This window comes from Oryzobacter terrae (assembly GCF_042756445.1).
Lineage (GTDB): Bacteria > Actinomycetota > Actinomycetes > Actinomycetales > Dermatophilaceae > Oryzobacter > Oryzobacter terrae.
Genome location: NZ_CP170578.1, coordinates 1,422,601 through 1,446,242, shown reverse-complemented (window position 1 = coordinate 1,446,242; position 23,642 = coordinate 1,422,601). Strand labels below are relative to the sequence as shown.

General features: G+C 75.2%; 20 protein-coding genes and 1 tRNA gene. 14 read left to right on the top strand and 7 right to left on the bottom strand.

The window, feature by feature from the left end:
* Positions 1-17: 17 nt before the first annotated feature.
* Genes ACFWN3_RS06660 through ACFWN3_RS06650 form a run of 3 tightly spaced genes read left to right on the top strand, consistent with a single transcriptional unit; the run spans position 18 to position 5,567 of the window.
* Positions 18-1,271, top strand: a complete 1,254-nt coding sequence (locus ACFWN3_RS06660) for an MFS transporter (RefSeq protein WP_377644594.1) — start codon at positions 18-20, stop codon at positions 1,269-1,271.
* 35 nt (positions 1,272-1,306) lie between these two features.
* Positions 1,307-5,239, top strand: a complete 3,933-nt coding sequence (locus ACFWN3_RS06655; RefSeq protein ID WP_377644592.1) for an AAA domain-containing protein — start codon at positions 1,307-1,309, stop codon at positions 5,237-5,239.
* Positions 5,232-5,567 (top strand): hypothetical protein, encoded by a 336-nt coding sequence (locus ACFWN3_RS06650; protein ID WP_377644590.1) that lies wholly within the window; start codon positions 5,232-5,234, stop codon positions 5,565-5,567. The genes ACFWN3_RS06655 and ACFWN3_RS06650 overlap by 8 nt, the downstream gene beginning before the upstream one ends.
* 57 nt (positions 5,568-5,624) lie before the next feature.
* Here the strand turns inward: ACFWN3_RS06650 and ACFWN3_RS06645 are convergent, their stop codons facing one another.
* The 4 genes from ACFWN3_RS06645 to ACFWN3_RS06630 form a co-directional block, all read right to left on the bottom strand.
* Complete coding sequence (locus tag ACFWN3_RS06645; protein ID WP_377644588.1) at positions 5,625-5,993, bottom strand: MscL family protein; 369 nt, start codon at positions 5,991-5,993, stop codon at positions 5,625-5,627.
* A 107-nt stretch (positions 5,994-6,100) separates the two neighbouring features.
* Positions 6,101-6,760, bottom strand: a complete 660-nt coding sequence (locus ACFWN3_RS06640) for an SAF domain-containing protein (protein WP_377644587.1) — start codon at positions 6,758-6,760, stop codon at positions 6,101-6,103.
* A gap of 38 nt (positions 6,761-6,798) precedes the next feature.
* The gene (locus ACFWN3_RS06635; RefSeq protein ID WP_377644585.1) at positions 6,799-7,206 is read right to left on the bottom strand and encodes an FmdB family zinc ribbon protein; all 408 of its coding nucleotides are present in this window, start codon (positions 7,204-7,206) and stop codon (positions 6,799-6,801) included.
* 164 nt (positions 7,207-7,370) lie between these two features.
* Positions 7,371-8,927, bottom strand: coding sequence for a potassium/proton antiporter (locus tag ACFWN3_RS06630; RefSeq protein ID WP_377644584.1), 1,557 nt, complete (start codon positions 8,925-8,927; stop codon positions 7,371-7,373).
* A gap of 45 nt (positions 8,928-8,972) precedes the next feature.
* Here ACFWN3_RS06630 and ACFWN3_RS06625 point away from each other — a divergent pair, with 45 nt between their 5' ends.
* The gene (locus tag ACFWN3_RS06625; protein ID WP_377644582.1) at positions 8,973-11,642 is read left to right on the top strand and encodes a penicillin acylase family protein; all 2,670 of its coding nucleotides are present in this window, start codon (positions 8,973-8,975) and stop codon (positions 11,640-11,642) included.
* Here ACFWN3_RS06625 and ACFWN3_RS06620 read toward each other — a convergent pair.
* A complete protein-coding gene (locus tag ACFWN3_RS06620) occupies positions 11,611-12,204 on the bottom strand; it encodes a 5-formyltetrahydrofolate cyclo-ligase (RefSeq protein ID WP_377644580.1) in 594 nt (197 codons plus the stop codon). The genes ACFWN3_RS06625 and ACFWN3_RS06620 overlap by 32 nt on opposite strands.
* 23 nt (positions 12,205-12,227) lie before the next feature.
* Here ACFWN3_RS06620 and ACFWN3_RS06615 point away from each other — a divergent pair, with 23 nt between their 5' ends.
* From ACFWN3_RS06615 to ACFWN3_RS06590, 6 genes are read left to right on the top strand one after another with little or no spacing between them, the layout of a single operon-like run.
* The gene (locus ACFWN3_RS06615) at positions 12,228-13,610 is read left to right on the top strand and encodes a UTP--glucose-1-phosphate uridylyltransferase (protein ID WP_377644578.1); all 1,383 of its coding nucleotides are present in this window, start codon (positions 12,228-12,230) and stop codon (positions 13,608-13,610) included.
* Complete coding sequence (gene glp / locus ACFWN3_RS06610; RefSeq protein ID WP_377644576.1) at positions 13,610-14,833, top strand: gephyrin-like molybdotransferase Glp; 1,224 nt, start codon at positions 13,610-13,612, stop codon at positions 14,831-14,833. The genes ACFWN3_RS06615 and glp overlap by 1 nt, the downstream gene beginning before the upstream one ends.
* Before the next feature lie 52 nt (positions 14,834-14,885).
* Positions 14,886-15,317 (top strand): cyclic pyranopterin monophosphate synthase MoaC, encoded by a 432-nt coding sequence (moaC, locus tag ACFWN3_RS06605; RefSeq protein WP_377645545.1) that lies wholly within the window; start codon positions 14,886-14,888, stop codon positions 15,315-15,317.
* Positions 15,314-15,814: a molybdenum cofactor biosynthesis protein B gene (locus tag ACFWN3_RS06600; RefSeq protein WP_377644574.1), complete on the top strand. Its 501-nt coding sequence runs from the start codon at positions 15,314-15,316 to the stop codon at positions 15,812-15,814. The genes moaC and ACFWN3_RS06600 overlap by 4 nt, the downstream gene beginning before the upstream one ends.
* The gene (locus tag ACFWN3_RS06595; RefSeq protein ID WP_377644573.1) at positions 15,814-16,575 is read left to right on the top strand and encodes a GNAT family N-acetyltransferase; all 762 of its coding nucleotides are present in this window, start codon (positions 15,814-15,816) and stop codon (positions 16,573-16,575) included. Before ACFWN3_RS06600 ends, ACFWN3_RS06595 begins: the two co-directional genes overlap by 1 nt.
* Positions 16,576-16,594: 19 nt before the next feature.
* Positions 16,595-17,677, top strand: a complete 1,083-nt coding sequence (locus ACFWN3_RS06590) for a hypothetical protein (RefSeq protein ID WP_377644571.1) — start codon at positions 16,595-16,597, stop codon at positions 17,675-17,677.
* Between the two features lie 139 nt (positions 17,678-17,816).
* Here ACFWN3_RS06590 and ACFWN3_RS06585 read toward each other — a convergent pair whose 3' ends face one another.
* Positions 17,817-19,106, bottom strand: a complete 1,290-nt coding sequence (locus ACFWN3_RS06585; RefSeq protein WP_377644570.1) for an AI-2E family transporter — start codon at positions 19,104-19,106, stop codon at positions 17,817-17,819.
* A 136-nt stretch (positions 19,107-19,242) separates the two neighbouring features.
* Here ACFWN3_RS06585 and ACFWN3_RS06580 point away from each other — a divergent pair.
* A tRNA-Ala gene (locus ACFWN3_RS06580) sits at positions 19,243-19,318 on the top strand.
* Between the two features lie 82 nt (positions 19,319-19,400).
* Here ACFWN3_RS06580 and ACFWN3_RS06575 read toward each other — a convergent pair.
* Positions 19,401-20,222 carry a DeoR/GlpR family DNA-binding transcription regulator gene (locus ACFWN3_RS06575; protein WP_377644568.1) on the bottom strand — a complete coding sequence of 274 codons (822 nt, stop codon included), beginning with the start codon at positions 20,220-20,222 and terminating at the stop codon, positions 19,401-19,403.
* A gap of 213 nt (positions 20,223-20,435) precedes the next feature.
* Here ACFWN3_RS06575 and ACFWN3_RS06570 point away from each other — a divergent pair, with 213 nt between their 5' ends.
* Genes ACFWN3_RS06570 through ACFWN3_RS06560 form a run of 3 tightly spaced genes read left to right on the top strand, consistent with a single transcriptional unit; the run spans position 20,436 to position 23,499 of the window.
* On the top strand, positions 20,436-22,217 hold the full coding sequence (locus ACFWN3_RS06570) for a dihydroxyacetone kinase family protein (protein WP_377644567.1): 1,782 nt from the start codon (positions 20,436-20,438) through the stop codon (positions 22,215-22,217).
* The gene (locus tag ACFWN3_RS06565) at positions 22,214-22,705 is read left to right on the top strand and encodes a ribose-5-phosphate isomerase (protein ID WP_377644566.1); all 492 of its coding nucleotides are present in this window, start codon (positions 22,214-22,216) and stop codon (positions 22,703-22,705) included. Before ACFWN3_RS06570 ends, ACFWN3_RS06565 begins: the two co-directional genes overlap by 4 nt.
* On the top strand, positions 22,702-23,499 hold the full coding sequence (locus tag ACFWN3_RS06560) for a GolD/DthD family dehydrogenase (RefSeq protein ID WP_377644565.1): 798 nt from the start codon (positions 22,702-22,704) through the stop codon (positions 23,497-23,499). The genes ACFWN3_RS06565 and ACFWN3_RS06560 overlap by 4 nt, the downstream gene beginning before the upstream one ends.
* Positions 23,500-23,642 lie beyond the last annotated feature (143 nt).

Genomic DNA, 23,642 nt, shown 5'->3' with positions numbered 1-23,642 from the left:
GTGGGAGGCTTCCCGGCGTGACCTCGACGACGACGCGCGACCCCGTGCAGCGGCACGTCGTGCGCGTCCTCGTCACCTCGCAGATGCTCGGCGGCGTCGGGCTCTCCGCCGGTGTCGCGGTCGGGGCGCTCATCGCCGAGGAGGTCTCGGGCTCGGCCCGCTGGGCCGGTCTCGGCGGGACCTTCCAGATCCTCGGCTCGGCGCTCGTCGCCATCCCCGTCGTGCGCCTCATGGCCGCCCGCGGCCGACGACCGGGGCTGGCGCTCGGCTACCTCGTCGCGGCCGTCGGGGCGGTCGGCATCATCGCCGCGGCGGCGATCGGCAGCTTCGCCCTCCTCCTCGTCGCCAGCCTGCTCTTCGGGGGAGCGACGACGGCCAACGGCCAGGCGCGGTACGCCGCGACCGACCTCGCCGACCCCGACCACCGGGCCCGCGACCTCGGGGTCGTCGTGTGGGCGACGACCGTCGGCAGCGTCCTCGGCCCCAACCTCGTGACGCCGGGGGAACCCGTGGCGCGCGCCCTGGGGCTGCCGACGCTCGCGGGTCCCTACGTCTTCTCCGTCGTCGGGCTGCTCCTCGCGCTCGGGCTGCTGATGTGGCGGCTGCGGCCCGACCCGCTCCTCGAGGCGCGGCGCCGGCACGTCGCCGGGGGAGGCGCTGCCCTCGCGGCCCAGGGCTCGATGGTCCGCGGGCTGCGCGTCGTCTCCCGCATCCCCGACGCCCGGCTGGGGCTGGTGACCCTCGTCCTCGGCCACGTGACGATGGTCAGCGTCATGGTGATGACGCCGCTGCACATGGCCCACGGCCACGCGGAGCTCGACGTCATCGGCTTCGTCATCAGCATGCACGTCCTCGGGATGTTCGCCTTCTCCCCGCTGACGGGCATGGCGGTCGACCGGTTCGGGGGCCGGGCCGTCGCCCTCGTCGGGTCGCTCGTCCTGTCGAGCGCGACGGTGCTGGCGTCCGTCTCGCCCGAGGGGCACTCCTCGACCCTGCTCGCGGGGCTCTTCCTCCTCGGGCTGGGGTGGTCGTGCACCCTCGTCGCCGGCTCGGCCCTGCTCACCACGGCCGTCCCGGCGGAGGAGCGGCCCGCTGCCCAGGGCGCCTCCGACCTCGTCATGGCCCTCGTCGCCGGCGCGGGCGGGGCCCTCGCGGGCGTCGTCGTCGAGGTCTCCGGCTACCGCGCCCTCGCCCTCGGAGCCCTGGCGGTCGCCGTCACCGTGGGGCTGGCCGCCGCCCTCGCCCGGCCGCGGACCCGCGCCGCTGCCTGACGGGCGCCGGGCCGCCACGTTGTTAGCCTGCTGAGGTGAGCGAGACGGCGCGGACGCGCGACGAGGGACCCCCCGGCGGGGACCCCTCGGGGCCCGCCGCCGGCGAGGTCCGCGAGTCCACCCCGGTTCCGGAGGCCGAGGTCGACCCCCGCGCCGACCGGGTGGCCGCGGCGCGTGCCGCGTGGACCCGGCACCTCGTCGACCTCGGGGGCCGCAACACCCTCCTCTGGTACCGCGACCTGACCTCCGGGACCCTCGACCTCACCACCGCGCACCCCGGCGGCGTGGCCATGCTGATGACCGGACGCCCGACGCGGCTGTCCGACCTGTTCCGCGAGCCGGGTGCGCTCGACGAGGCCCGCCGCCGCGCGCGGGCGATCGCGGCGAAGAGCCGAGAGCTCAAGGAGGAGCGCGGCATCCTCACCTGCTTCCTCGCCATCGGGATGGCGACGTGGAGCGTCACGCTGCCCGACGGGCGCAAGGTCCCGCGACCGCCGGCGGCCCCTGTCCTGCTGCGCTCGTGCGCCCTGCGCTCCACGGGGGCCGCGCACGGGGACTACGTCCTCGACCTCGGTCCCGAGGTCGAGCTCAACCCCGTTCTCGCCCACTACCTCTCGTCCGAGCAGGGCATCACCGTCGACGACGACGCCATCGAGGCACTGGCCTCGGTCGACGGCACGGTCGACCCGTACCCGGCGTACGCGGCGCTGGCGCAGGCGTGCTCGGCCGTCCCGGACTTCGCCGTCCAGCCGAGGGTCGTCCTCGGCACGTTCTCGTACGCGAAGCTGCCGATGGTCGCCGACCTGGCGGCTCAGGCCGACTCGCTCGCCGACCACGACGTCGTCGCGGCCCTCGCCGGCGATCCCGACGCGCTGCGCGCCATCCGCTCCGAGCTCGACCCCGCCCGGCTCGACCTCGACGACCCGGCCCGCGACGTCCTCGTCCTCGACGCCGACAGCAGCCAGCAGGAGGCGATCGAGGCGGTCCGGTCCGGCTCGCACCTCGTCGTCCACGGGCCGCCCGGCACCGGCAAGTCGCAGACGATCTCGAACATCATCGCCTCGCTGGCCGCCGACGGCCGGCGGGTGCTCTTCGTCGCCGAGAAGCGCGCGGCCATCGACGCCGTCGTCGGGAGGCTCGAACGGGTCGGGCTCGCCGACCTGGTCCTCGACCTCCACGCCGGCGCCCAGGGCCGGCGCCGGGTGGCCCGCGAGCTCGCCGACGGGCTCGACCGGCTCACCGGGGCCGCGCCCTCGCGACCGGGTGCACCGCCTCGGCGCGACCCGGCGACGGCCGCCCGGGTCACGGGGGCCGCCGACACCCGTCGGGCGGCGGCGGCGCGGCTCGGCGACCACGTCAGGGCGCTCCACGAGAGCCGCGACCCGTGGGGGGTCTCCCTCCACCAGGTGCAGGAGGCCGTCTCGGCGTTCGCCGCGCTGCCGACGCCGCCACGCTCGCGCGTCCGGCTGCGGGGCGAGGCCCTCGTCGGCCTCGACCGCGAGGGCGTGGGGCGCGCCGCGGCCACGGCCACCAGCCTGGCCTCGCTGTCCGACTGGGACGGGCCCGGTCGTGACGACCCGTGGTTCGGGGCCGACCTGCGCGACGCCGACGCCGCGGCCGAGGCGCGCGAGCGCGCCGAGCGGCTGGCGTCGGACGGGCCCGGTGGCGTCGAGGGCACGGCGGCGACGCTCGCCGACGTCTTCCGCGGCATCCGTCTCCCCGAGGCCCCGACGACGCGCGGCTGGTCGCGCGTCCTCGACACCGTCGGCGACGTGCGCGAGACCCTCGAGACCTTCCGCCCCGACGTCTTCGACATCCCCCTCGACGACCTCGTCGCCGCGACCGGCACGTCGGCCCACCGCCGAGAGGTCGGGGCGGACCTCGGTTTCCTCGAGCGGTGGCGACTGCGGCGACAGGCCCGGGCCCTCCTGCGTCCCGGTCGCCCGCCCGCCGACCTCCACGTCGCCCTCGCCGCGGCGAGCGAGCAGCGGGTGGCGTGGCGGCACCTCGCGGGCTCCGGAGGGCGTCCCGAGATCCCCGTCGACCTCGACCGTGCCCAGGCGGCGCACGCCGGCCTGGTCGCCGACGTCGAGTGGCTCGACGACCGGCTGGCCCGGCCCGAGGGTGCCGACGGGCCGGGCCTGCTCGACCTCGACCTCGCGGCCCTGCGTGAGCGGGTGGCCGCGCTGGCGGCGGCCGCCGGACGGGTCGGGGTGGCCCCCGCCGTCCGCGAGGCCCTGGACGGCCTCGAGTCCGCGGGCCTGCGCCCGCTCGTCGACGACCTGAGGTCGCGGGGGGTGCCGGCCGAGGAGGTGCGTCCCGAGGTCGAGTGGGTGTGGTGGTGCTCGCTCGCCGACGAGGTCGCCACCCGCGACCCCCGCGTCGCCGCCCACGACGGCCGGGCGCTCAGCCGCACCGTCGCCGACTTCGCCGAGGCCGACCGGGCGGTGGTGTCGGAGAACGCGACCCGCGTCCTCGCGGCGGTGGCCGACCACGTCGCCGACGTCCTCGCCGAGCACCCCGAGCAGGAGTCCCTCCTGCGGGCGGAGGCCGCACGCGCGCGCCGGCTGGCGCCCCTGCGCGACCTCGTGGGCCGGGCGCCCGAGCTCGTGACGGCGGTGCGCCCGTGCTGGGTCATGAGCCCCCTCGTCGTCGCGTCGGTGCTGCCGCCCGGCCAGTGGTTCGACGTCGTCGTCTTCGACGAGGCGTCGCAGATCCCTCCCGCCGAGGCCGTCTCGGCGGTGTCCCGGGCGCGGCAGGTCGTCGTCGCCGGTGACTCCCGCCAGCTGCCGCCGACCTCGTTCTTCACGACGGTCACCGACGGCGACGGTGCGGTCGCGGCCGACGAGGCGATCACCGAGGGGGTCGAGTCGATCCTCGACGTCCTCGCGGCGGCCCTGCCGGCCCGCCGGCTCCGCTGGCACTACCGGTCCCTCGACGAACGGCTCATCGCCTTCGCGAACGCCGAGGTCTACGACGGCTCGCTCGTCACCTTCCCGGGCACGGGCACCGACCCCGTCGTCCGCCACGTCCTCGTCGAGGGCCACGGGGTCGTCGCCGAGGGCGAGGCGGCCGTCGAGTCCACGACGGCCGAGGTCGACCGGGTCGTCGAGCTCGTCATCGAGCACGCCCGCACCCGCCCGCAGCGCTCCCTCGGCGTCATCGCCCTGGGCATCACCCACGCCCAGCGGGTCGACGACGCGCTGCGGCGGGCGCTCGCCGGCCTCGAGGACGACCCCGCGCTCACCGCGTTCTTCGACGAGGACCGGCCAGAGGCCTTCTTCGTCAAGAACCTCGAGCGGGTGCAGGGCGACGAGCGCGACGACGTGCTCCTCACCATCGGCTACGGCAAGACCCCCCACGGCCGGGTGCTGCACCGCTTCGGGCCGCTGAACACCGAGGGAGGGGAGCGGCGCCTCAACGTCGCGGTCACCCGGGCCCGTCGCTCGATGACCGTCGTGTCCTCCATCGCCGCCGGGGACCTCGACCCCGAGCGGCTGCGGGCGCGCGGGGCGGTCATGCTGCGCGACTTCCTCGCCTACGCCGCGGGCGAGGGGCTCCCCGGCTCGACCGCCTCGGGCGACGGACGACCCGCGAGTGCGGCTCCCGAGGCCGACGCCGCGACCACCGACCGTTCCCGGTCGGTCGTCCTCGCCGACCTGGCCCGGCGGCTGCGCGCCGAGGGGCTCGTGGTCCACGAGGGGCTCGGCTCGTCGGCCGACCCCGTCGACCTCGCCGTCGAGGACCCGGCCCGGCCGGGCCACCTCGTGCTCGCCGTGGAGTCCGACGGGCCGGAGTACGCCGCGATGCGCACGGCGCGCGACCGTGACCGGCTGCGGGCCGAGCAGCTCGAGCGCCTGGGCTGGCGGCACGTGCGGGTCTGGTCGACCGACGTCTTTCGTGACCCTGCGAGGGACGTCTCGAGGATCCTCGAGGTCCTCGGCGTGCGCGAGGCACCCGGTGACTGAGGAGCCCGAGGGCACCGCGGGCGCCGACGGCGAGCGGCCGTCGGCGGACTGCGACCCCGCCACCGAGCCGTCGGTGGGTGGGGCCCCCGAGCCAGCCGGGTTGCGCGACCCGGTCGACACCTCGTTCGAGGCGCCCGGCGAGCCCGAGCGCGAGAAGCGCGAGGTCGGCGGTGCGCGTCGCCGGACCCGGCGCCGTGCGGCGCGCTCCGGGACCAACCCCACCGCCGAGGACCTGCCCGACGTGGTGCCGCCGCGTGAGCCCCCGCCGCCCGGCGAGGCAGCCCACGACCGCTGGCTGCGCGAGCAGCGTCCGCCGCACTGGGAGTGACCCGACGACGAGGGCCCGCACCGGAGACCGGTACGGGCCCTCGTGGGGTGCGGTGGCTCAGGCGCGCGGGGCCCGCAGGGCGTCGCGGATCTCGGTGAGCAGCTCGGTGTTCGGGTCGACCGTGTCGGCCTCGGGCTCGGCCGGGAAGAAGCGGGCCTTGGCCGCCTCGTAGGGCTTGACGATGAAGAAGTAGACGATCGCGGCCGTGATGAGGAAGGCGACGAGCGCGGACAGGAACGGCCCGACGGTGACGAAGCCGCCCGGCTTCCAGTCGTCGAAGCTCGGTGCCCCGCCGGCCTTGGCGATGGCCTCGATGACGACGTCGGTGAAGCCCTTGACGACGGTGGCGAACGCCGCGCCGATGATGAATGCGACAGCGAGCTCGACGAGGTTGCCTCGCAGGACGAAATCTTTGAAGCCCTTCATGGGCGTGCTCCTTCGGTTCGGTGGATCTGACGGCCACGGTGCGAGACGGAACCGTCCCCGCTGGTCAGCCTAGGGCCTGCCGTCGCACCGCGCCCTGCGCCGTGCCGTCACGAGCCCACCGCGACGATCCCCACGGTGACCGGGCCCTCGAGGCCCCCGTGGCCACCGACGACGGCGTCGGCCTCCTCGGCGGTCAGCGCCAGCACGACGCCACGGACGGGAACGGTGGCGGCGCTGACCTCGGCCGATGCCGGGGGATCGGTGGCGAGGACGAGCGCACCGGACGCCAGCGCGCGTCCTCCGGCCGCCGGGTACACCCGCGCCAGGGCCCCCGGACGAAGGAGGTCGACCGACGCCGGGTCGGCGGCGACGACGTGGACCGCGACACGCCGGGCGGGCAGCCCGTCGGCGGGTCCGCGAGGGACGAGGCGGGTGCGGGTGAGGGCCTCACCCGGCGCGAGGCCGGCGACGAGGCGACGACCGACGGCGTCACCGGGATCGACGACGGCGCCGGGTGGGGCGCCCCGGGCGGGCGCACGCGCCCGGACGAGGTCGTGGACGGCGAGGACCCGGCCCGCGGGCAGCTCGCGGGCGGCGAGGAGGACGGGCACCTCGGCCGGCGGGGGCGGCCGCAGCTCGTGGAGCACGAGGAGGACGCTCGCCGCCGCGAGGGCCGTGGCGATGCCGCGCCGCACGACCGTGCGCCACCACCGGGCACGCCGCCCCCGGCCCAGGAGGGCGGGAAGGGGGCGTGGACGTGCGGCCATGCCGCGACGCTAGGCGCCACGGCGCCGATGACGCGGGGTCAGGCCGAGCGTGTGGACGACGCCGCGGCGGGCGCGGGGCCTGTGGACGACCCCGAGGACCCGGTCGACCCGGACGACCCGTTCGAGCCGGACGACCCACTCGAGCCCGACGACGTCGACGAGCCCTCACCGGACGACGAGGACCCCGACGAGCCCGTGGACGACCCGCCGTCGGAGGAGCCCGACCCCGAGCCCGACGACCCCGACGAGCCGCTGGGCACCGCGGCCCCGGAGCGGCTGTCGGTGCGGTAGAAGCCGCCGCCCTTGAAGACGATGCCGACGGCGTTGAAGAGCTTGCGCAGGCGACCCTCGCACTCGGGGCACACGGTGAGGGAGTCGTCGCTGAACGACTGGACGACCTCGAAACGGTGGTCGCACTCGGTGCACGCGTAGGCGTACGTCGGCACGGCTGTCCTCCTGGGAGCTGCTGCGGGAGTGCCTCCGCGGGGCCCGACCGGGAAGTCGTGGGGCCGTGGTTCGCGGCGGCGTCGTGACAAGGATAAGCGAGGACGGGCCCGGACCCTTCCCGGGACCGGCGGGCGGGACGTCCCGGCCGGGTCCGCGGGCGGCCTCAGCCGGGTCCCGGGCCCGAGCCCCAGCCGGCGAGCCGGCCTCCCCGGCTGACCTCGCGCAGCCGCCGCTCCACCGTGGCGCGCAGGGAGCTCGGGGCGACGACGAGGAGCTGGTCGCCGGTGCGCAGGACGTCTCCCTCGCGGGGGACGAACGACCTGCCGTCGCGCACGACGAGCGAGATGTTGGCGCCGCCGGGCAGGCGCAGCTCGAAGACGCGCACGCCGGCGATCCGCGAACCGGGCCCGATGTCGACCTCGAGGAGCTCGGCGCCCAGCTCCTCGAGGGGTGTCGCCTCGACGGCCAGGGACACCTGGCGGTGGACCGAGACGAGCCCCAGGCGCCGGGCGACCCACGGGAGGGTCGGGGCCTGGATGAAGGTGAAGACGACGACGAGGACGAAGACGAGGTCGAAGATCCAGGTGACCCCCTGCGCACCCATCGTCACCGGCACGGTCGCGAGGACGACGGGGACCGCACCGCGCAGCCCGGCCCACGACAGGAAGGCCTGCACGCGCCACGACATCCGGAACGGGGCGCACGAGGCGATGACCGACAGCGGGCGCCCGAGGACGAGCAGGGCGGTCCCGATGACGAGCGCCGGCACGACCACCGAGGGGAAGTTCGACGGGGAGGCGAGCAGCCCGAGCAGGACGAACAGGCCGATCTGGGCGATCCAGCCCATCGCCGTCGCGAAGCCGACGACGGCGGGACGGTGGGGCAGGCGCAGGTTCCCGAGGAGGAGCGCGGCGAGGTAGCAGGCGATGAAGCCCGACAGGTGGAGGGCGTCGGCGGCGGCGTAGGCGAGCACGGCGACGGCGATGACCCCGATGGCGAACAGGGCGGACGACGCCGAGGCCACGGCGCGCAGCACCCGCGCCCCGAGCCACCCGACCGCGAGTCCGACGGCCGTGCCGCCGACGAGCTCGATGACGGAGAGCCCGACGACCCACCACCACGGGTGGCCCTCGGCCTGCGGCGCCAGCGCCGCGGCGAGGGCGGTGACGAGGAGGACGACGGGAGCGTCGTTGAAGCCCGACTCCGCCTCGAGCATCCCGGAGATGTTGCGCGGCAGGGGGACCCGGCGCAGCACGGAGAAGACGGCGGCGGCGTCGGTGGAGGCGAGCACGGCGGCGACGAGGAAGGCGATCTCCCACGACCAGTGGAGGACGAGCCGGGCGGTGACGCCGACGACGAGGACCGACACGCCGACGCCCACGGTGGCGAGGAGGGCGGCCGGGGCGACGGACGGCTTGATGCTCGACCAGCGGGTCGTGAGGCCGCCCTCGACGAGGATGACGACGAGCGCGGTGTAGCCGAGGACCTGGGTCAGCTGCTCGGAGTCGTAGCGGATGCCGAAACCCGACTCCCCGAGGACGAGGCCGATCCCCAGGTAGATGAGCAGCGTGGGCAGGCCGGAGCGGACCGACAGGCGCACCGCGGCGACGGCGAGGACGAGCACGAGGCTGCCGAGGAGGAGGACGGGGGTGAGGTCGTCGACCGAGAACCCCGTGGCGGCACCCCCGTCCGCCCACGGCAGCATCACGGTCTGTCGCACGGCCCGTCCTCGTGTCGTCGTTCGTCGGTGACCTAGTCTCGCAGGGTGAGTCGAGTCGCCGTCGTCCGTCGGGTCCTTTTGGGACTGCTCGCGCTGCTCGTCGTCGGCGCGCTCGTCGCGGGGTTCGTCGTCGTCTCGGCCGTGCGCGAGCCGTTGCCGCGGACCTCGGGGGAGGCGACGCTGCCCGGACTGGCCGGTGACGTCACGGTGATGCGCGACCAGAGCGGCATCCCGCACCTGTACGGCGACAGCCTCACCGACCTCGCGCGCGCCCAGGGCTACGTCCACGCGCAGGAGCGCTTCTTCGAGATGGACTTCCGGCGCCACGTCACCGCCGGGCGCCTCGCCGAGCTCGTCGGGGCGGCGGGGCTCGACGCCGACAAGGTCATCCGCACCATGGGGTGGCGCCGCGTCGCCGAGGCCGAGCTCCCCAAGCTCGACCCGCAGACCCGCCAGGTCCTGCAGGCCTACGCCGACGGCGTCAACACCTACCTGCGCGGCCGGGCCCCCGACGAGATGGCCGTCGAGTACGCCGTCCTCGGGCTCCAGCTCCCCGACGCCGAGGTCGAGGAGTGGACGCCGCTCGACAGCCTGGCCTGGCTCAAGGCGATGGCCTGGGACCTGCGCGGCAACTACGCCGACGAGCTCGCCCGGGCGCGGCTGTCGGGGCGCCTGTCACCGGCGCAGATCACCCAGCTCTACCCGCCCTACGACGCCGAGGCCCACCCGCCGATCCTCTCGCCCGACGAGTGGTCGCCGCCGAGCGACGCCGGCGTCACCCGTTCCGCCGTGCCGTCGGCGCTCACCACGGCGGGCACCCACGCCGGTGCGGCCTCGACGGCTCCCGCGGACGAGCGGGTCACCTCGCCCGGCGCGACCTCGGCGTACGCGTCGGTCCAGGCGGCGCTCGACGCCGTGCCTCAGCTGCTCGGCCGTGGAGAGGGCCTCGGCTCGAACTCCTGGGTCGTCTCCGGTGAGCGGACGACGACGGGCAAGCCGCTCCTGGCCAACGACCCGCACCTCGGCGTCGGGCAGCCGGGGATCTGGATCCAGAACAGCCTGCACTGCCGCACGGTCTCCTCGTCCTGCCCCCTCGACGTGAGCGGCTTCTCCTTCGCGGGCGTGCCGGGCGTCATCATCGGGCACAACGGCCGGATCGCCTGGGGCTTCACCAACCTCGGGCCCGACGTCACCGACTTCTACCTCGAGCGGATCGTGGGCGACACCTACCTGCGCGACGGCCAGTGGGAGGCCGTCACGACCCGCGAGGAGACGATCCGCATCCGCGGCGGCGCCGACCAGCGGATCCTCGTGCGCTCCACGACCCACGGCCCCGTGATGTCCGACGTCCTCGAGGCGGCCGGCGACGCGGGCACGCGCGCCCCCACCCAGCAGGAGGGCGACGAGAACGAGAGCTACGCCGTCGCCCTGGCGTGGACGGCGCTCGAGCCGAGCCGGACCGCCGACGCCATCCTCGACCTCAACCTCGCGACGGACTTCGACGAGTTCCGCGAGGCCGCCCGCCTCTTCGCGGTTCCCGCCCAGAACCTGGTCTACGCCGACCGCGAGGGGCACATCGGCTACCAGGCCCCCGGCCTGGTGCCGATCCGGCGCTCCTCGATCCCGCGGGCGCCGGCGGGCTACTGGCCCTCGCCCGGGTGGGACTCCCGGTACGACTGGGAGGGGTTCGTCGAGTTCGGCGACCTCCCGTGGTCGTTCGACCCCGCCGACGGCGTCGTCGTCACGGCCAACCAGCCGGTCACCGCCGGACCCCGCCCCTTCCTCACCACCGACTGGGACCACGGCTGGCGGGCCTCGCGCATCGCCGAGCGCCTCGCCGACCTCGACAAGGTCGGTCCGGCCGACATGGCGGCCATCCAGCTCGACTCCCAGGACGCGTTCGCCGAGATCCTCGTCCCCGCCCTGCTCGACGTGTCCCTGACGAGCACCGAGAACGAGCCCGACGCCGAGGGGCTCCTCGAGTTCACCCGCGAGGCGCGCGAGCTGCTCCGCGGCTGGGACGGGTCGACGCCCTCGGGCGACGCCGAGGCCGGCGCCGCGGCCGCGTACTACAACGCGGTGTGGCGCAACCTCATCGAGCTGCTCTTCGACGACGAGCTCCCCAGTGGCCTCAAGGCCGAGGGTGGTGGCCGCTACCGCACGGCGGTCAAGGCGCTCCTCGAGGACGACAAGAGCGCCTGGTGGGACAACAAGCTGACCCCGAACATCACCGAGGGCAAGAACGAGATCCTGCGCCAGGCCCTCGTCGCCGCGCGCCTCGAGCTGACGACCGAGCTCGGGAAGGACCCGTCGAAGTGGCAGTGGGGCAAGCTGCACCGGGTCACCCTCGAGCACCGGGTCCTCGGCGGCGAGACCGTTCCCGGTCCCGTCCGGTGGCTCGTCAACGACGGGCCCTACGACCTGCCCGGCGGCTCGGCCGTCGTCAACGCCAACGCGTGGGACACCAGCCAGGGCTACTCGGTCACCGCGGCGCCCTCGATGCGGATGGTGGTCGACCTCGCGAACCTCGACGGCTCGTCGTGGGTCAACCAGACCGGGACGAGCGGCCACCCCGCGTCCGACCACTACTCCGACCAGGTCGGGGACTGGGTCGCCGGCATCCAGCGCCCGTGGCCGTTCACTGAGGCCGCGGTCCGCGACACCGACCCCGACGTCCTGACGCTCAGGCCCGAGACGGCCCCCGCCACGGGCTGAGCCCGAGGTCGACGAGGCCGTCGGCGGTGACGACCGCGTCGACGGGCTGGTCGTGCGCGGCGCGGGGGAGCGGCTTCTCGGCCCCGTCGAGCAGCTCCCCGGGATGCAGGAGGACGACGACCGGCGTCCCCGGACGTCGCCGGGGGAGGGCGCGGTCGTAGCACCCCCCGCCCTGGCCCATCCGGGTCCCGGTGCGGTCGACCGCGAGCCCCGGGGCGAGGACGAGGTCGGCGCGGTCGACCGCCGAGCGACCCAGGGGGGCCTGCCCCGCGTCGTCGGCGTCGTGCCAGTCGAGGTCGAGGTCCGGGAGCGTGATCGGCAGGAGCACCGTCACCCCGCGCGCGGCCAGCGCCGCGTTGAGCCCACGGGTCGGGGGTTCCCCGGGGATCGAGGCGTACGACGTGACGACGGCCCCTGGCCCCAGGGCGAGCTCGTCGAGGAGGGCGAGGACGTGACCCGTCAGGGCCGTGTCGTCGGCGCCGACGTCGCGCACCGCGGCGATCTCGCGCCGCAGCGCCCGCCGGTCGGACCGACGGGCGGACTTCACCGGATCACGCGCCACCCCTGCATCGTAGGGTGGGCGCCATGACCACCGACGGGCTGCGGGCCGCGACGGAGAAGATGCGGGACGCCGGGGTCCCCGAGCTCGCCGTCAGGGTGTTCGCGGCGTACCACGAGCAGCTCCAGGAGCACGTCGCCGGGACGATCCCCGAGGACTCCATCGACCCGCTCACCGAGGTGCCGCACCTCGACGACGTCCGCCCCGACGACGCGGCGGTGGCGAAGGCGCTGGGCCGTACCGTCGTCGTCAAGCTCAACGGGGGACTCGGGACGAGCATGGGCATCCGCGGCCCGAAGTCGGCCCTCGTCGTCCGCGACGGGCTCACCTTCCTCGACGTCATCGCCCGCCAGGTGCTCGCGCTGCGCGAGCGGCACGGGACGTCGACGCCGCTGCTGCTCATGAACTCGTTCCGCACCCGCGACGAGTCCCTCGCCCTCCTCGCCGGGTACGCCGACCTCGCCGTCGACGGGCTCCCGCTCGACTTCGTCCAGAACCGCGAGCCCAAGCTGCGCACCGACGACCTGTCGCCGGTGGAGTGGCCCGACGACCCCGAGCTCGAGTGGTGCCCGCCGGGCCACGGTGACGTCTACGTGGCGCTGCAGACCACCGGTCTGCTGGACACGTTGCGGGAGAGGGGTTTCCGCTACGCCTTCCTCTCCAACGCCGACAACCTCGGTGCCACGTGCGACGGCGCGGTGCCCGCGTGGATGGCCGCCGAGGGGATCCCGTACGTCACCGAGGTGTGCGAGCGCACGGTCAACGACCGCAAGGGCGGGCACCTGGCGCACCGCCGGTCCGACGGCCGGCTCGTGCTGCGCGACAGCGCGATGGTCGCCGAGGGCGAGGACCACTTCTTCCAGGACACCGACCGCCACCCGTGGTTCCACGCGAACAACCTCTGGGTCGACCTCGACGCGCTCGCCGCCCGGCTCGAGGAGCGCGACGGCGTGCTGGGGCTGCCGATCATCGTCAACCGCAAGACGGTCGACCCCACGCGCCCGGACTCCACGCCCGTCATCCAGGTGGAGTCCGCCATGGGGGCCGCCGTCGAGGTGTTCGAGGGGTCGCGAGCCCTCGCCGTCGACCGCACCCGCTTCCGGCCCGTGAAGACGACCAACGAGCTGCTGCTCCTGCGCTCGGACCTCTACCGGCTCACCGACGAGTCGCACGTCGAGTCGACGATCGAGCACCCCGAGCCGTTCGTCGACCTCGGGGGCGCGTACAGGCTCGTCGAGGGCTTCGAGGCCCGCTTCCCCCGCGGGGTGCCCTCGATCCGCGACTGCACGAGCCTTCGGGTCGAGGCCGACGCCACCTTCGGCGCCGACGTCGTGTGCCTCGGCGACGTCCGGGTCACCGGCGGCGAGCGGACCATCCCCGACGGCGCCCGCCTCGAGGGCGAGGTGTGATGCGGACGCTCGACGAGCACCGCGCGGCCGTCCTCGCCCTCGTCGCACCCCTCCCGGCCACGGCGGTCCCGGTGGGCGACGCCCTCGGCCTCGTCCTCGCCGAGCCGGTCACCGCCGCCGTCGACCTCCCCGGCTTCGACAACTCCGCCATGGACGGCTACGCCGTGCGCGCCGCCGACCTCACCGGCGCGAGCAGGCAGACCCCGGTGGTCCTTCCCGTCCAGGGCGACGTCGCCGCCGGCGACACCACCCGCCACGTCCTCGAGCCCGGGTGGGCGCTGCGGATCATGACCGGCGCCCCGGTGCCGGAGGGGGCCGACGCCGTCGTGCCTGTCGAGCTGACCGACGGCGGCGCCGAGAAGGCCGCGATCCACCTCGCGCCCGAGCCCGGGCGATCGCTGCGCCGGAGGGGCGAGGACGTGCGCACCGGCGACGTCGTCCTCCCCGCCGGCACCCGGCTCGGCCCGGGGCACATCGCGCTCGCCGCGGCGGTCAACGTCGGCGAGGTCGTCGTCCACCGGCGGCCCCGCGTCCTCGTCGCCTCCACCGGTGACGAGCTCGTCGCCGCCGGGTCGGCCCTCGAGCACGGGCAGATCGTCGACTCCAACCGCCTCATGCTCGCCGCGCTCGTCGAGGCCGCCGGTGCCGTGGTGGCCGCGTCGGTCCACGTCGCCGACGACGCCCCGGCCGTGCGGGCGCTGCTCGCCGACCTGCCGGGCGCCCCCGACCTCGTCGTCACGAGCGGGGGGGTCTCGATGGGCGTCTACGACACGGTCAAGGAGGTCCTCCTCGAGGACGGCGGGGTCGAGTTCGTCAAGGTCGCGATGCGGCCCGGGATGCCGCAGGGCTGCGGGGTCGTGGGCCCGTCGCGGACCCCGGCCGTCACCCTGCCCGGCAACCCGGTCAGCTCGTTCGCCTCCTTCCACGTCTTCGTCCTGCCCGCCCTGCGCCGCCTCGCCGGCCTCGACCCCGACGCCGACGGCGCCTTCGAGGCCGTCGCCGACACCGCGTGGGCCGCCGCGCCGGGGAAGGTCGAGCTGACCCGGGTCGTGGAGCAGGCCGGACGGGTGCGCCCCTCCGGCGGACAGGGGTCGCACGTCCTCGGGGCCCTGGCCGGAGCCACCGCCCTCGCCCTCGTGCCGGCCGACGTCACGCGCGTCGAGCCCGGCGACCGGCTGCGCTGCCTGCCGCTGCTGGGGAAGGACCGCGACCGTGGCCTCTGACCCCGCCCGCCCGCCCGGGCTCACCCACGTGCGCGCCGACGGCACCGCGCACATGGTCGACGTGTCCGGCAAGGACGTCACCGCCCGGCGGGCCGCCGCGGCCGGCCGGGTCCTCCTCTCGCCCGCGGCCGTCGCGGCCCTGCGCGACGGCGTCGTCCCCAAGGGCGACGCCCTCGGCGTGGCCCGCATCGCCGGCATCCAGGCCGCCAAGCGCACGCCCGAGCTCGTCCCGCTCGCGCACCCGGTCGCCGTCCACGCCGTCGAGGTCGACCTCGAGGTCGCCGACGACGGCGTCGACATCCGGGCCGTCGTGCGCACCGCCGACCGCACGGGCATCGAGATGGAGGCGCTCACCGCGGTCTCCGTCGCCGCCCTCGCCCTCGTCGACATGGTCAAGGCCGTCGACAAGCACGCCCGGATCACCGACATCCGGGTCACGGCGAAGTCCGGCGGACGCTCCGGCGACTGGGAGGAGGCGCCGTGACCGCGACCGACGCCCCCCTGGCCGGGCGGACCGCCGTCGTCGTCACGGCCTCGACCCGCGCCGCCACCGGGGTGTACCCCGACCGGGGCGGCGCGCTCCTCGTGGAGGCCCTGCGCGGCTGGGGTGCCACCGTCCCCGACGCGACCGTCGTGCCGGACGGGCCGCCCGTGGCCGAGGCCCTCGCCGCCGCGCTCGCGACGGCTCCCGACCTCCTGCTCACGACCGGCGGGACCGGGCTGACCCCCACCGACGGCACGCCCGAGGCGACCCGTCCCCTCCTCGACCGCGAGGTCCCCGGCCTCGCCGAGGCGATCCGGGCGCGCGGCATCGCGGCCGGGGTGCCGACGGCGGCGCTCTCGCGCGGGCTCGCGGGCCTCGCCGGCCGGACCCTCGTCGTCAACCTCCCGGGGTCGACGGGTGGCGTGCGCGACGCGCTCGCCGTCCTCGCCGAGGTCCTCCCGCACGCCCTCAGCCAGGCCCACGGCGGTGACCACTGATGTGGGACCGGCTGCGCCGTCGGGTCGGCGGTGACCACGGGCCCGACGCCGGCCCGTTCTCCGGCCCCGAGCCGGCGTGGCAGTGGCCGGTCCGGCTCGAGGGACGGACCCCAACCGGGATCGACATCTCCCTGCGGCCGCTCGTCCTCGAGGACGGTCCGACCTTCCAGTCCATCCGGCGCGCCAACGCCGCGTGGCTCGAGCCGTGGGACGCGACCTCGCCCGACCCCGACGCCCCGGCGCGGACCTTCGATGACCTCGTCGCCCAGTACGAGGCCGACGGCCGCCTCGGGCGCTCGCTCCCGCTCGTCATCGAGGTCGACGGACGGCTCGTGGGGCAGATGTCGATGGGCTCGATCGTCCTGGGGTCGTTCCGGTCCTGCTTCGCCGGGTACTGGGTCAGCCGCAGCGTCGCGGGCCAGCTCGTGACGCCGACGGCCCTGGCCGTCGCGGGCGACCACCTCCTGTCGACGATCGGGCTGCACCGCATCGAGGTCAACATCCGACCGGAGAACACCGCGAGCCTGGCGGTGGTGCGCAAGCTCGGCTTCCGCGCCGAGGGCCTGCGCCCGCACTACCTCCACATCGCCGGGTCGTGGCGCGACCACCTGTCCTTCGCCCTCACGGTCGAGGACCTCGCCGGCGAGACGCTGCTCGACCGGCTCTCGCGGCTGCTCGAGGCGCCGACGGGCTCGTCGAACCACTCGTCACAGCAGTCACTTGCGCGACACACCGAGGGGGATCCGGGACCACACGGGTGAGCGCCCCTACGGTCGGAGCGTGCAGTCCCCGTCGAGTCTGATCTTCCTGGTCCTCCTGGGGGTCTGGGCTGCCTATTTCGTGCAGTACTGGGTGCGTCGCCGCGACCACGTCGCCACCGCCCGCTCGGTCGAGCAGTTCTCCTCGGCGATGCGCGTCCTCGAGCGCCGCGAGGCCCTGCCGACCACCGACCTCTCCGAGCCGACGCCGCGGTCCTATGCCGTGCACCCGGCGCGGTCCGCCCGACCGCAGGTCATCGTCAAGCGCGCGGTCGCCGCCGAGCCGCCGGCCCCGGGCACGGTGACCGAGCGCGTCGACCGCCCGTCGCACGCCGAGCGCTCCGAGCGTCCGGTGCCGCTCGAGCGGGCTGCCGCCCGTCGGGCACCGACCCCCCTCGCGCGTCCCCGGGTCCGCCCGAGCCGACGCGTCCGCGGACTGCTCTTCCTCGCCGCCCTCGTCGGGCTCGTCGCCATCGGCGCCCTCGTCGGCCTCTCGCTGCTGCCGCCGTGGGCACTCGCCCCTGCCGTGCTCGGGGTCGTCGCCGCCATCGCGTTCGTCCGGTCGGGGGTCCGCCTCGAGGGCGCGCTCGTCCGGGCGCAGCGTCGCCGGGCCCGCGAGCTCGAGCGGCTGCGCGCCACCGCGCCCGCCGGTGCGTCACCCGTGGCCCGGACCGCCTCCCGACCGGCTCCTTCGGCCTCGCAGGGCCGCGTGGTGCGGCCGGCCGTCGCCGGCGGCACGACCGAGGTCGCCACCGCCGCCGAGACCCTCGCGACCGCCGAGGCCGTCGTCGCCGCCCCGTCCGGGCGGGTGGCCGCGCAGACCTTCGACGAGGTCGTCGCGGCCGTCGCCGAGCCCGTGCCCACGACGTCGGTGGCCGCCGATCCGGTCGCCGTCGGACCCGACGTCATGGTTCCCATCGAGGTCGACGACGACATCCCGCTGACGTGGGACCCGGTCCCCGTCCCCCGCCCGACCTACACGATGAAGGCGAAGGCCGAGCGCCCCGAGGTGCCCCCGGCCGCCGTCACCCCCGACCCCGCACCCGTGGTGCGCGAGGTGGAGGACGACACCGCCTACGAGCAGCGCCGAGTCGCCGGCGCCTGAGACCCGCCCCTGTCGCGGAAGACGCCGCCTCCGGCACCCCCCTGCACCGCTGGAGGCGGCGTCCCGCGTCTCGGGGACGCCGCCTCCAGCGGGCGCGGCGCGCACGACCGGTCGCCGGTCGGCCGGTCTGCGGTGCGAGTCAGGTCGTCTCGGGGCGGTCGCGCTCGGCGGCGGCCTCGGTGCGCTCCTCGACGTCCTCGGCGGCCTCCTCGGCGCGCTCGGCCTCTTGCGCGCTCATCGTCTCCTCGGCGGTGCGGGCCCCACCCGGGGGGACGTCGTCGGCCGACTCGGGCCCGTCGAGGAGGTGGTGGCCGACGGCGTTGAGGACGGCGACGGTCGGCACGGCGATGAGGCCGCCGAGGATGCCGGCGAGGATGATGCCGGTCGCGATGGCGAGGATGACGGCCAGCGGGTGGATGCGCATGACCCGGCCGATGAGGAAGGGCTGGAGGACGTGGCTCTCGAGCTGCTGCACGCCGATGACGACGCCGAGCATGATGAGCGCCTGGATCGGGCCGAGGGTCACGAGGGCGAGGAGCACGGCGACGCCGCCCGAGACGGCGGCACCGACGACCGGGACGAAGGCACCGAAGAAGACGAGCAGGGCGATGCCCGAGGCGAACGGGACGCCGAGGATGGCGGCGCCGAGGCCGATACCCGTGGCGTCGACCGCGGCGACGGCGATCGTGGCCCGGGTGAAGGCCCCGAGCTGGTCCCAGGCGATGAGGCCCGAGGAGTGCACCTTCTCGCGGGCGCCCCTCGGGAACAGGCGCACGACCCACCCCCAGATGCTCGGCCCGTCGTAGAGGAAGAAGAAGAGGGAGAACAGGGCGAGGAAGAAGCCGGCGACGATGTGGGTCGCCGTGAGCCCGGCCGACGCGAGGGTGTCGTTGAGGTTGCCCGAGCTGAGCGCCTCGCGGGCCTGGTCGAGGTACTCCTGGATCTGGGTGTCGGTGAGGCCGAAGGTCGCGTTGGCCCACCGGCGGACCTGCTCGATGCCCTCGGTGACCTTGGTCGTGATGTCGTCGAGCTGGCTCGTCAGCTGCGAGCCGACGAACGAGAGCATCCCGCTGACGACCGCGAGGGTGCCGATGACCGTGATGCCGGCCGCGAGCCCGCGCGGCACGAAGCGGGCCAGCCAGTGGTGGACCGGGTGGAGCAGCGCGGCCAGGAGCAGCGCGACGATGAGGGGGATGACGACCTCGGAGAGGATCGCGGTGAGCCAGAGGACCGCGAGCACCCCGGCCGCGACGACGATCCCGCGCCAGGCCCACTCGCTCGCCGTCCGCACGCCGCGCGGGACCGACCACTCGACCGGGGTGCGGGGGTTCGCCGACGCCGGGGTGGGGACGCCGGGGACGGGCAGCGAGGTCGGGAGGTCCGACGGGCCGGAGCCCCTCGTGGAGGGGCGAGGCAGGCGGAAGGGCATGCCGCGATCGTAGGCGCTGGTACCGACGATCCGTGCCGCCGAGGCCGCCCGGCACGGCCCTCGCGGACCCGGGTCCGGTGCGGTCGAGCCGGTTTCGAGGAGCCCTCGCGCTGGTGTTATCGTTGCTCCCGCACTCGGGGCTGTGGCGCAGTTGGTAGCGCGTCTCGTTCGCAATGAGAAGGCCAGGGGTTCGAATCCCCTCAGCTCCACCACCCGCTCGAAGGACCGGACACCGCGGTGTCCGGTCCTTCGTCGTCCGGGGCTCCGGGCGTGCGCGGGCCGGCCCGGTCTCCCTCAGTCGCGGGCGGCGACGACGAGCTCGATGCCCTGCCCCTCGAGCCGCTCGAGGTGCTCCGCCGGGGTGTCGGCGTCGACGATGACGGTGTCGAACTCGCGCAGGGGGAGCAGGGCGTGCAGGGCCCGCTGCTCGAACTTGCTGTGGTCGACGTAGAGCACCCGGCGCCGGGCTGCGGTGAACATCGCTCGTTTGACGAGGACGGTGTCGTGGTGCTGGTGGAAGCACACGTCGTCGGTGATCGCCGACGTCGACATGATGAGGAGGTCGGCGCGCACGTTCGCCAGGGCGTCGACGGTGAGCGACCCCATGTAGGCCCGGCACCAGGGGTAGTACTGGCCGCCGAGGCTGATGAGGTTGAGGTCGGGGTTGCCGACGAGGGCGTCGAGCATCGGCTGGAAGTTCGTCATGACGGTGAGCGGCTGTCGCTCGGGGAGCAGGTCGGCCAGGTGCAGCCCGGTGGTCGAGTCGTCGAGGATGAGGACCTGCCCGGGCTCGACGAGCTCGACGGCGGCCCGGGCGAGGGTCCGCTTGGCCGTCGTGTTGAGCCGGGCCCGGTACTCGGTGCTCGACTCGGCGAGGCTGCTGCCGAGGGCGGTGACGAGCCCGCGGGTCTTGCGCAGCAGCCCCTGCGCGGCCAGGTGGTCGAGGTCGCGGTGGATGGTCATGAGGGAGACGCCGAAGGACTCGGGCAGGTCCTCGATGCGCACCGAGCCCGCGGTGATGACGGCCTCGCTGATGGCGTGGAGCCGCTCGGCGCGGCTCATCGTCGCGTCGGGGTCGGTGGCGAGGGGGTCCTCGCCGTGTCTCGGCCTCGCCATGGCTCCCTCGTGCACCTCGTCGTCGGGCGGACCGGCGACGCGGGGCGAGCTCGATCCGTGGGTGGACCCTAGCGGGCCGCATCGCCACTGTTACAAATCAAGTTCTTGACGATAACTATCACATCTGCGATGTTAGAAACAGTGCGGTGACGTCGACCCCTCGCCGGGCGCGGACCGCCAGGACCCACCCGGCGACCCGAGGACCGCGCTCTCGTGACCAAGCTCTTCGACGACCCCGCGACGTTCACCGACGACATGCTCGAGGGCTTCCTCGACGCCCATGCCCGGTACGCCGTCGCCGCCCCCGGCGGCGTGGTCCGGGCCACCGGCACCCGCGCGGGCAAGGTCGCGGTCGTCGTCGGTGGTGGATCCGGCCACTACCCGGCCTTCTGCGGGGTCGTGGGCGCCGGGTTCGCCGACGGGGCCGTCGTGGGCAACATCTTCACCTCGCCCTCCACCGACGACGCGTACGGCGTCGCCCGCGCCGCCGACGGCGGCGGCGGGGTCCTCTTCGTCACCGGCAACTACGCGGGCGACGTCATGAACTTCGACCTCGCCCGCGACCGCCTCGTCGCCGAGGGGGTCGACACCCGGACGCTCTACGTCACCGACGACGTCGCGAGCGCTCCCGTGGACGAGGCGAGGAGGAGGCGCGGGATCGCCGGGGACTTCGTGGTGTTCAAGGTCGCCGGGGCGGCGGCCGAGGAGGGCCTCGACCTCGACACGGTCGAGGCGCTGGCTCGCCATGCGAACGACCGGACCCGCACCATGGGCGTCGGTCTCGACGGGTGCACGATGCCCGGGGCCGATGACGCCCTCTTCCACGTCCCCGACGGGCTCATGGGGGTCGGGCTCGGGATCCACGGTGAGCCCGGCATCTCCGAGGACGCGCTGCCCACGGCGGCCGTCCTCGCCGAGCTGCTCCTCGACCGGGTGCTGGCCGAGGAGCCGGCCGCGTCCACGAGACGGGTCGGCGCGATCCTCAACGGCCTGGGGTCGACGAAGTACGAGGAGCTGTTCGTCGTCTGGCGCACGGTCGCCCGGCTGCTGCGCGAGCGTGGCTACACCGTCGTCGACCCCGAGGTCGGCGAGCTCGTGACGAGCCTCGACATGGCGGGGGTGTCGCTGACCCTCGTGTACCTCGACGACGACCTCGAGCGCCTCTGGCGGGCCCCGGCCGACACCCCGGCCTTCCGCAAGGGCGCGCTCGCGACGCTCGCGGGGGCGGACCGGGCGGACCGGGTGGCCGGGTTGGCCACGGTGGCCCACCCGACGAGGTCACTCGTCACCACGCCGACCGACCTGCCGACCGTCGCGACCACCGACGCCTCGCGCGTCGCCGGGCTGCTCGTGGCCGACGCCCTCGCGGCCATGGAGCATGCCCTGCGCGGGGCCGAGGACGAGCTCGGGCGGATCGACGCCGTCGCCGGCGACGGCGACCACGGCCGGGGCATGGTCAAGGGGGTCGCGGCGGCGGCCGCGGCCGCCCGGTCCGCCGCGGACTCCGGGTCGGGGGCCGCGTCGGTGCTCACGGCCGCCGGCCGTCAGTGGGCGTCCCGGGCCGGCGGGACCTCCGGCGTCCTGTGGGGCGCGTTCCTCTCCGCCGCCGGACCGCCGCTGCCCGATGACGCCGAGTCGCTCGGGGGCGCCGACGTCGTCGCCGCGGTCCGGGCCGGGTCCGACGCCCTCATGACACTCGGCGGCGCCGAGCCGGGCGACAAGACGATGGTCGACGCCCTCCTCCCGTTCCTCCTCGTGCTCGACGCCGAGGTCGCAGCGGGTTCGCCTCTCGCACAGGCCTGGTCGCGAGCAGCCGACGCGGCGACGACTGCCGCCCAGGCCACCTCGGACCTGCGCCCGCGCATCGGACGGGCCCGCCCGCTCGCGGACCGCAGCGTCGGGACCCCCGACGCCGGGGCGACGTCCCTCGCCCTCGTCGCGCACGCGGTCGCGGGCGTCCTCGCCGGCGACGGTGCCCCAGGAGCAGCGTCGTGACCGCGGCGCTGCGGGTCGTCGTCGGGTCCGACGACGCCGGGTTCGAGTACAAGGAGGCGCTCAAGCGCGACCTCGAGGCCGACCCCCGGGTCGTCGAGGTCCTCGACGTCGGCGTCGGCGCCGACGAGCACACCGCGTACCCCCACGTCGGGGTCGAGGCCGCGCGCCTCGTCGCCGACGGCCGGGTCGACCGGGCACTGCTCGTGTGCGGCACCGGTCTCGGCGTCGCCATCAGCGCGAACAAGGTGCCGGGCGTGCGTGCGGTCACGGCCCACGACAGCTTCTCCGTCGAGCGCTCCGTGCTGAGCAACGACGCCCAGGTCCTGTGCTTCGGGCAGCGGGTCGTCGGGCTCGAGCTGGCCCGTCGGCTCGCGCGCGAGTGGCTCGGCTACGAGTTCGACACCACCTCCGCGAGCGCCGAGAAGGTCGCCGTCCTGTCCGGCTACGACGGCAGCGGACCCACCCCTGACGACGAAGGACCCCGATGACGACCACGCCCGCCCCCTCCACCGCCACCGACGAGGGACCGGAGGTCGACCTCGACTTCTCCCTCGCGGGGAAGGTCGCGATCGTCACCGGTGGCGCGTCGGGCATCGGGCTGGCCGTCGCACAGGCGTTCGCGCACAAGGGCGCCGTCGTCGCCGTCGTCGACCTCGACGGGCCGGGGGCGCTCGAGCGGGCCGCGGCGCTGGGCCCGGAGCACACGGGTCACCACTGCGACGTCGCCGACGAGGACTCCGTGGCCGCCGCCGTGGAGGAGGTCGTCGCCCACCACGGACGCGTCGACGTCCTCGTCAACAGCGCCGGCGTCGCCATCCTCGCGCCCGCGGAGGAGCTCTCGGTCTCGGCCTGGGACACGACGATGGCCGTCAATCTCAAAGGCACCTTCCTCGTCAGCAGGGCGGCCGGGCGGCACATGCTCGCCCGGGGCCGCGGCAAGATCGTCAACCTCGCGTCGCAGGCCGGCAGCGTGGCGCTCACCGACCACGCGGCCTACTGCGCCTCGAAGTTCGGGGTCATCGGACTGACGAAGGTCCTGGCCTCGGAGTGGGCCGGGCGCGGGGTCGTCGTCAACTCGATCAGCCCCACGGTCGTCCTCACCGAGCTCGGCAAGAAGGCGTGGGCGGGCGAGAAGGGCGAGGCCCACAAGGCCCTCATCCCGACCGGGCGCTTCGCGCACCCGGGGGAGGTCGCCGCCGTCGCCGTGTTCCTCGCTTCCGACGCCGCCGACATGGTCAACGGTGCCGACCTCGTCGTCGACGGGGGCTACACCATCCGCTGACCGCTCGGCGGTCGGGCCTCGAGCCCGGCCCGTGTCCGTGACGATGAGGGGTCGCGGACACGGGCCGACCCAGCGACACGCCCGGTCCGCCGGGGTCGTGCTGCGACGGCCGGGTCAGCGGGTCGACGGGCCCGCCGGACGCC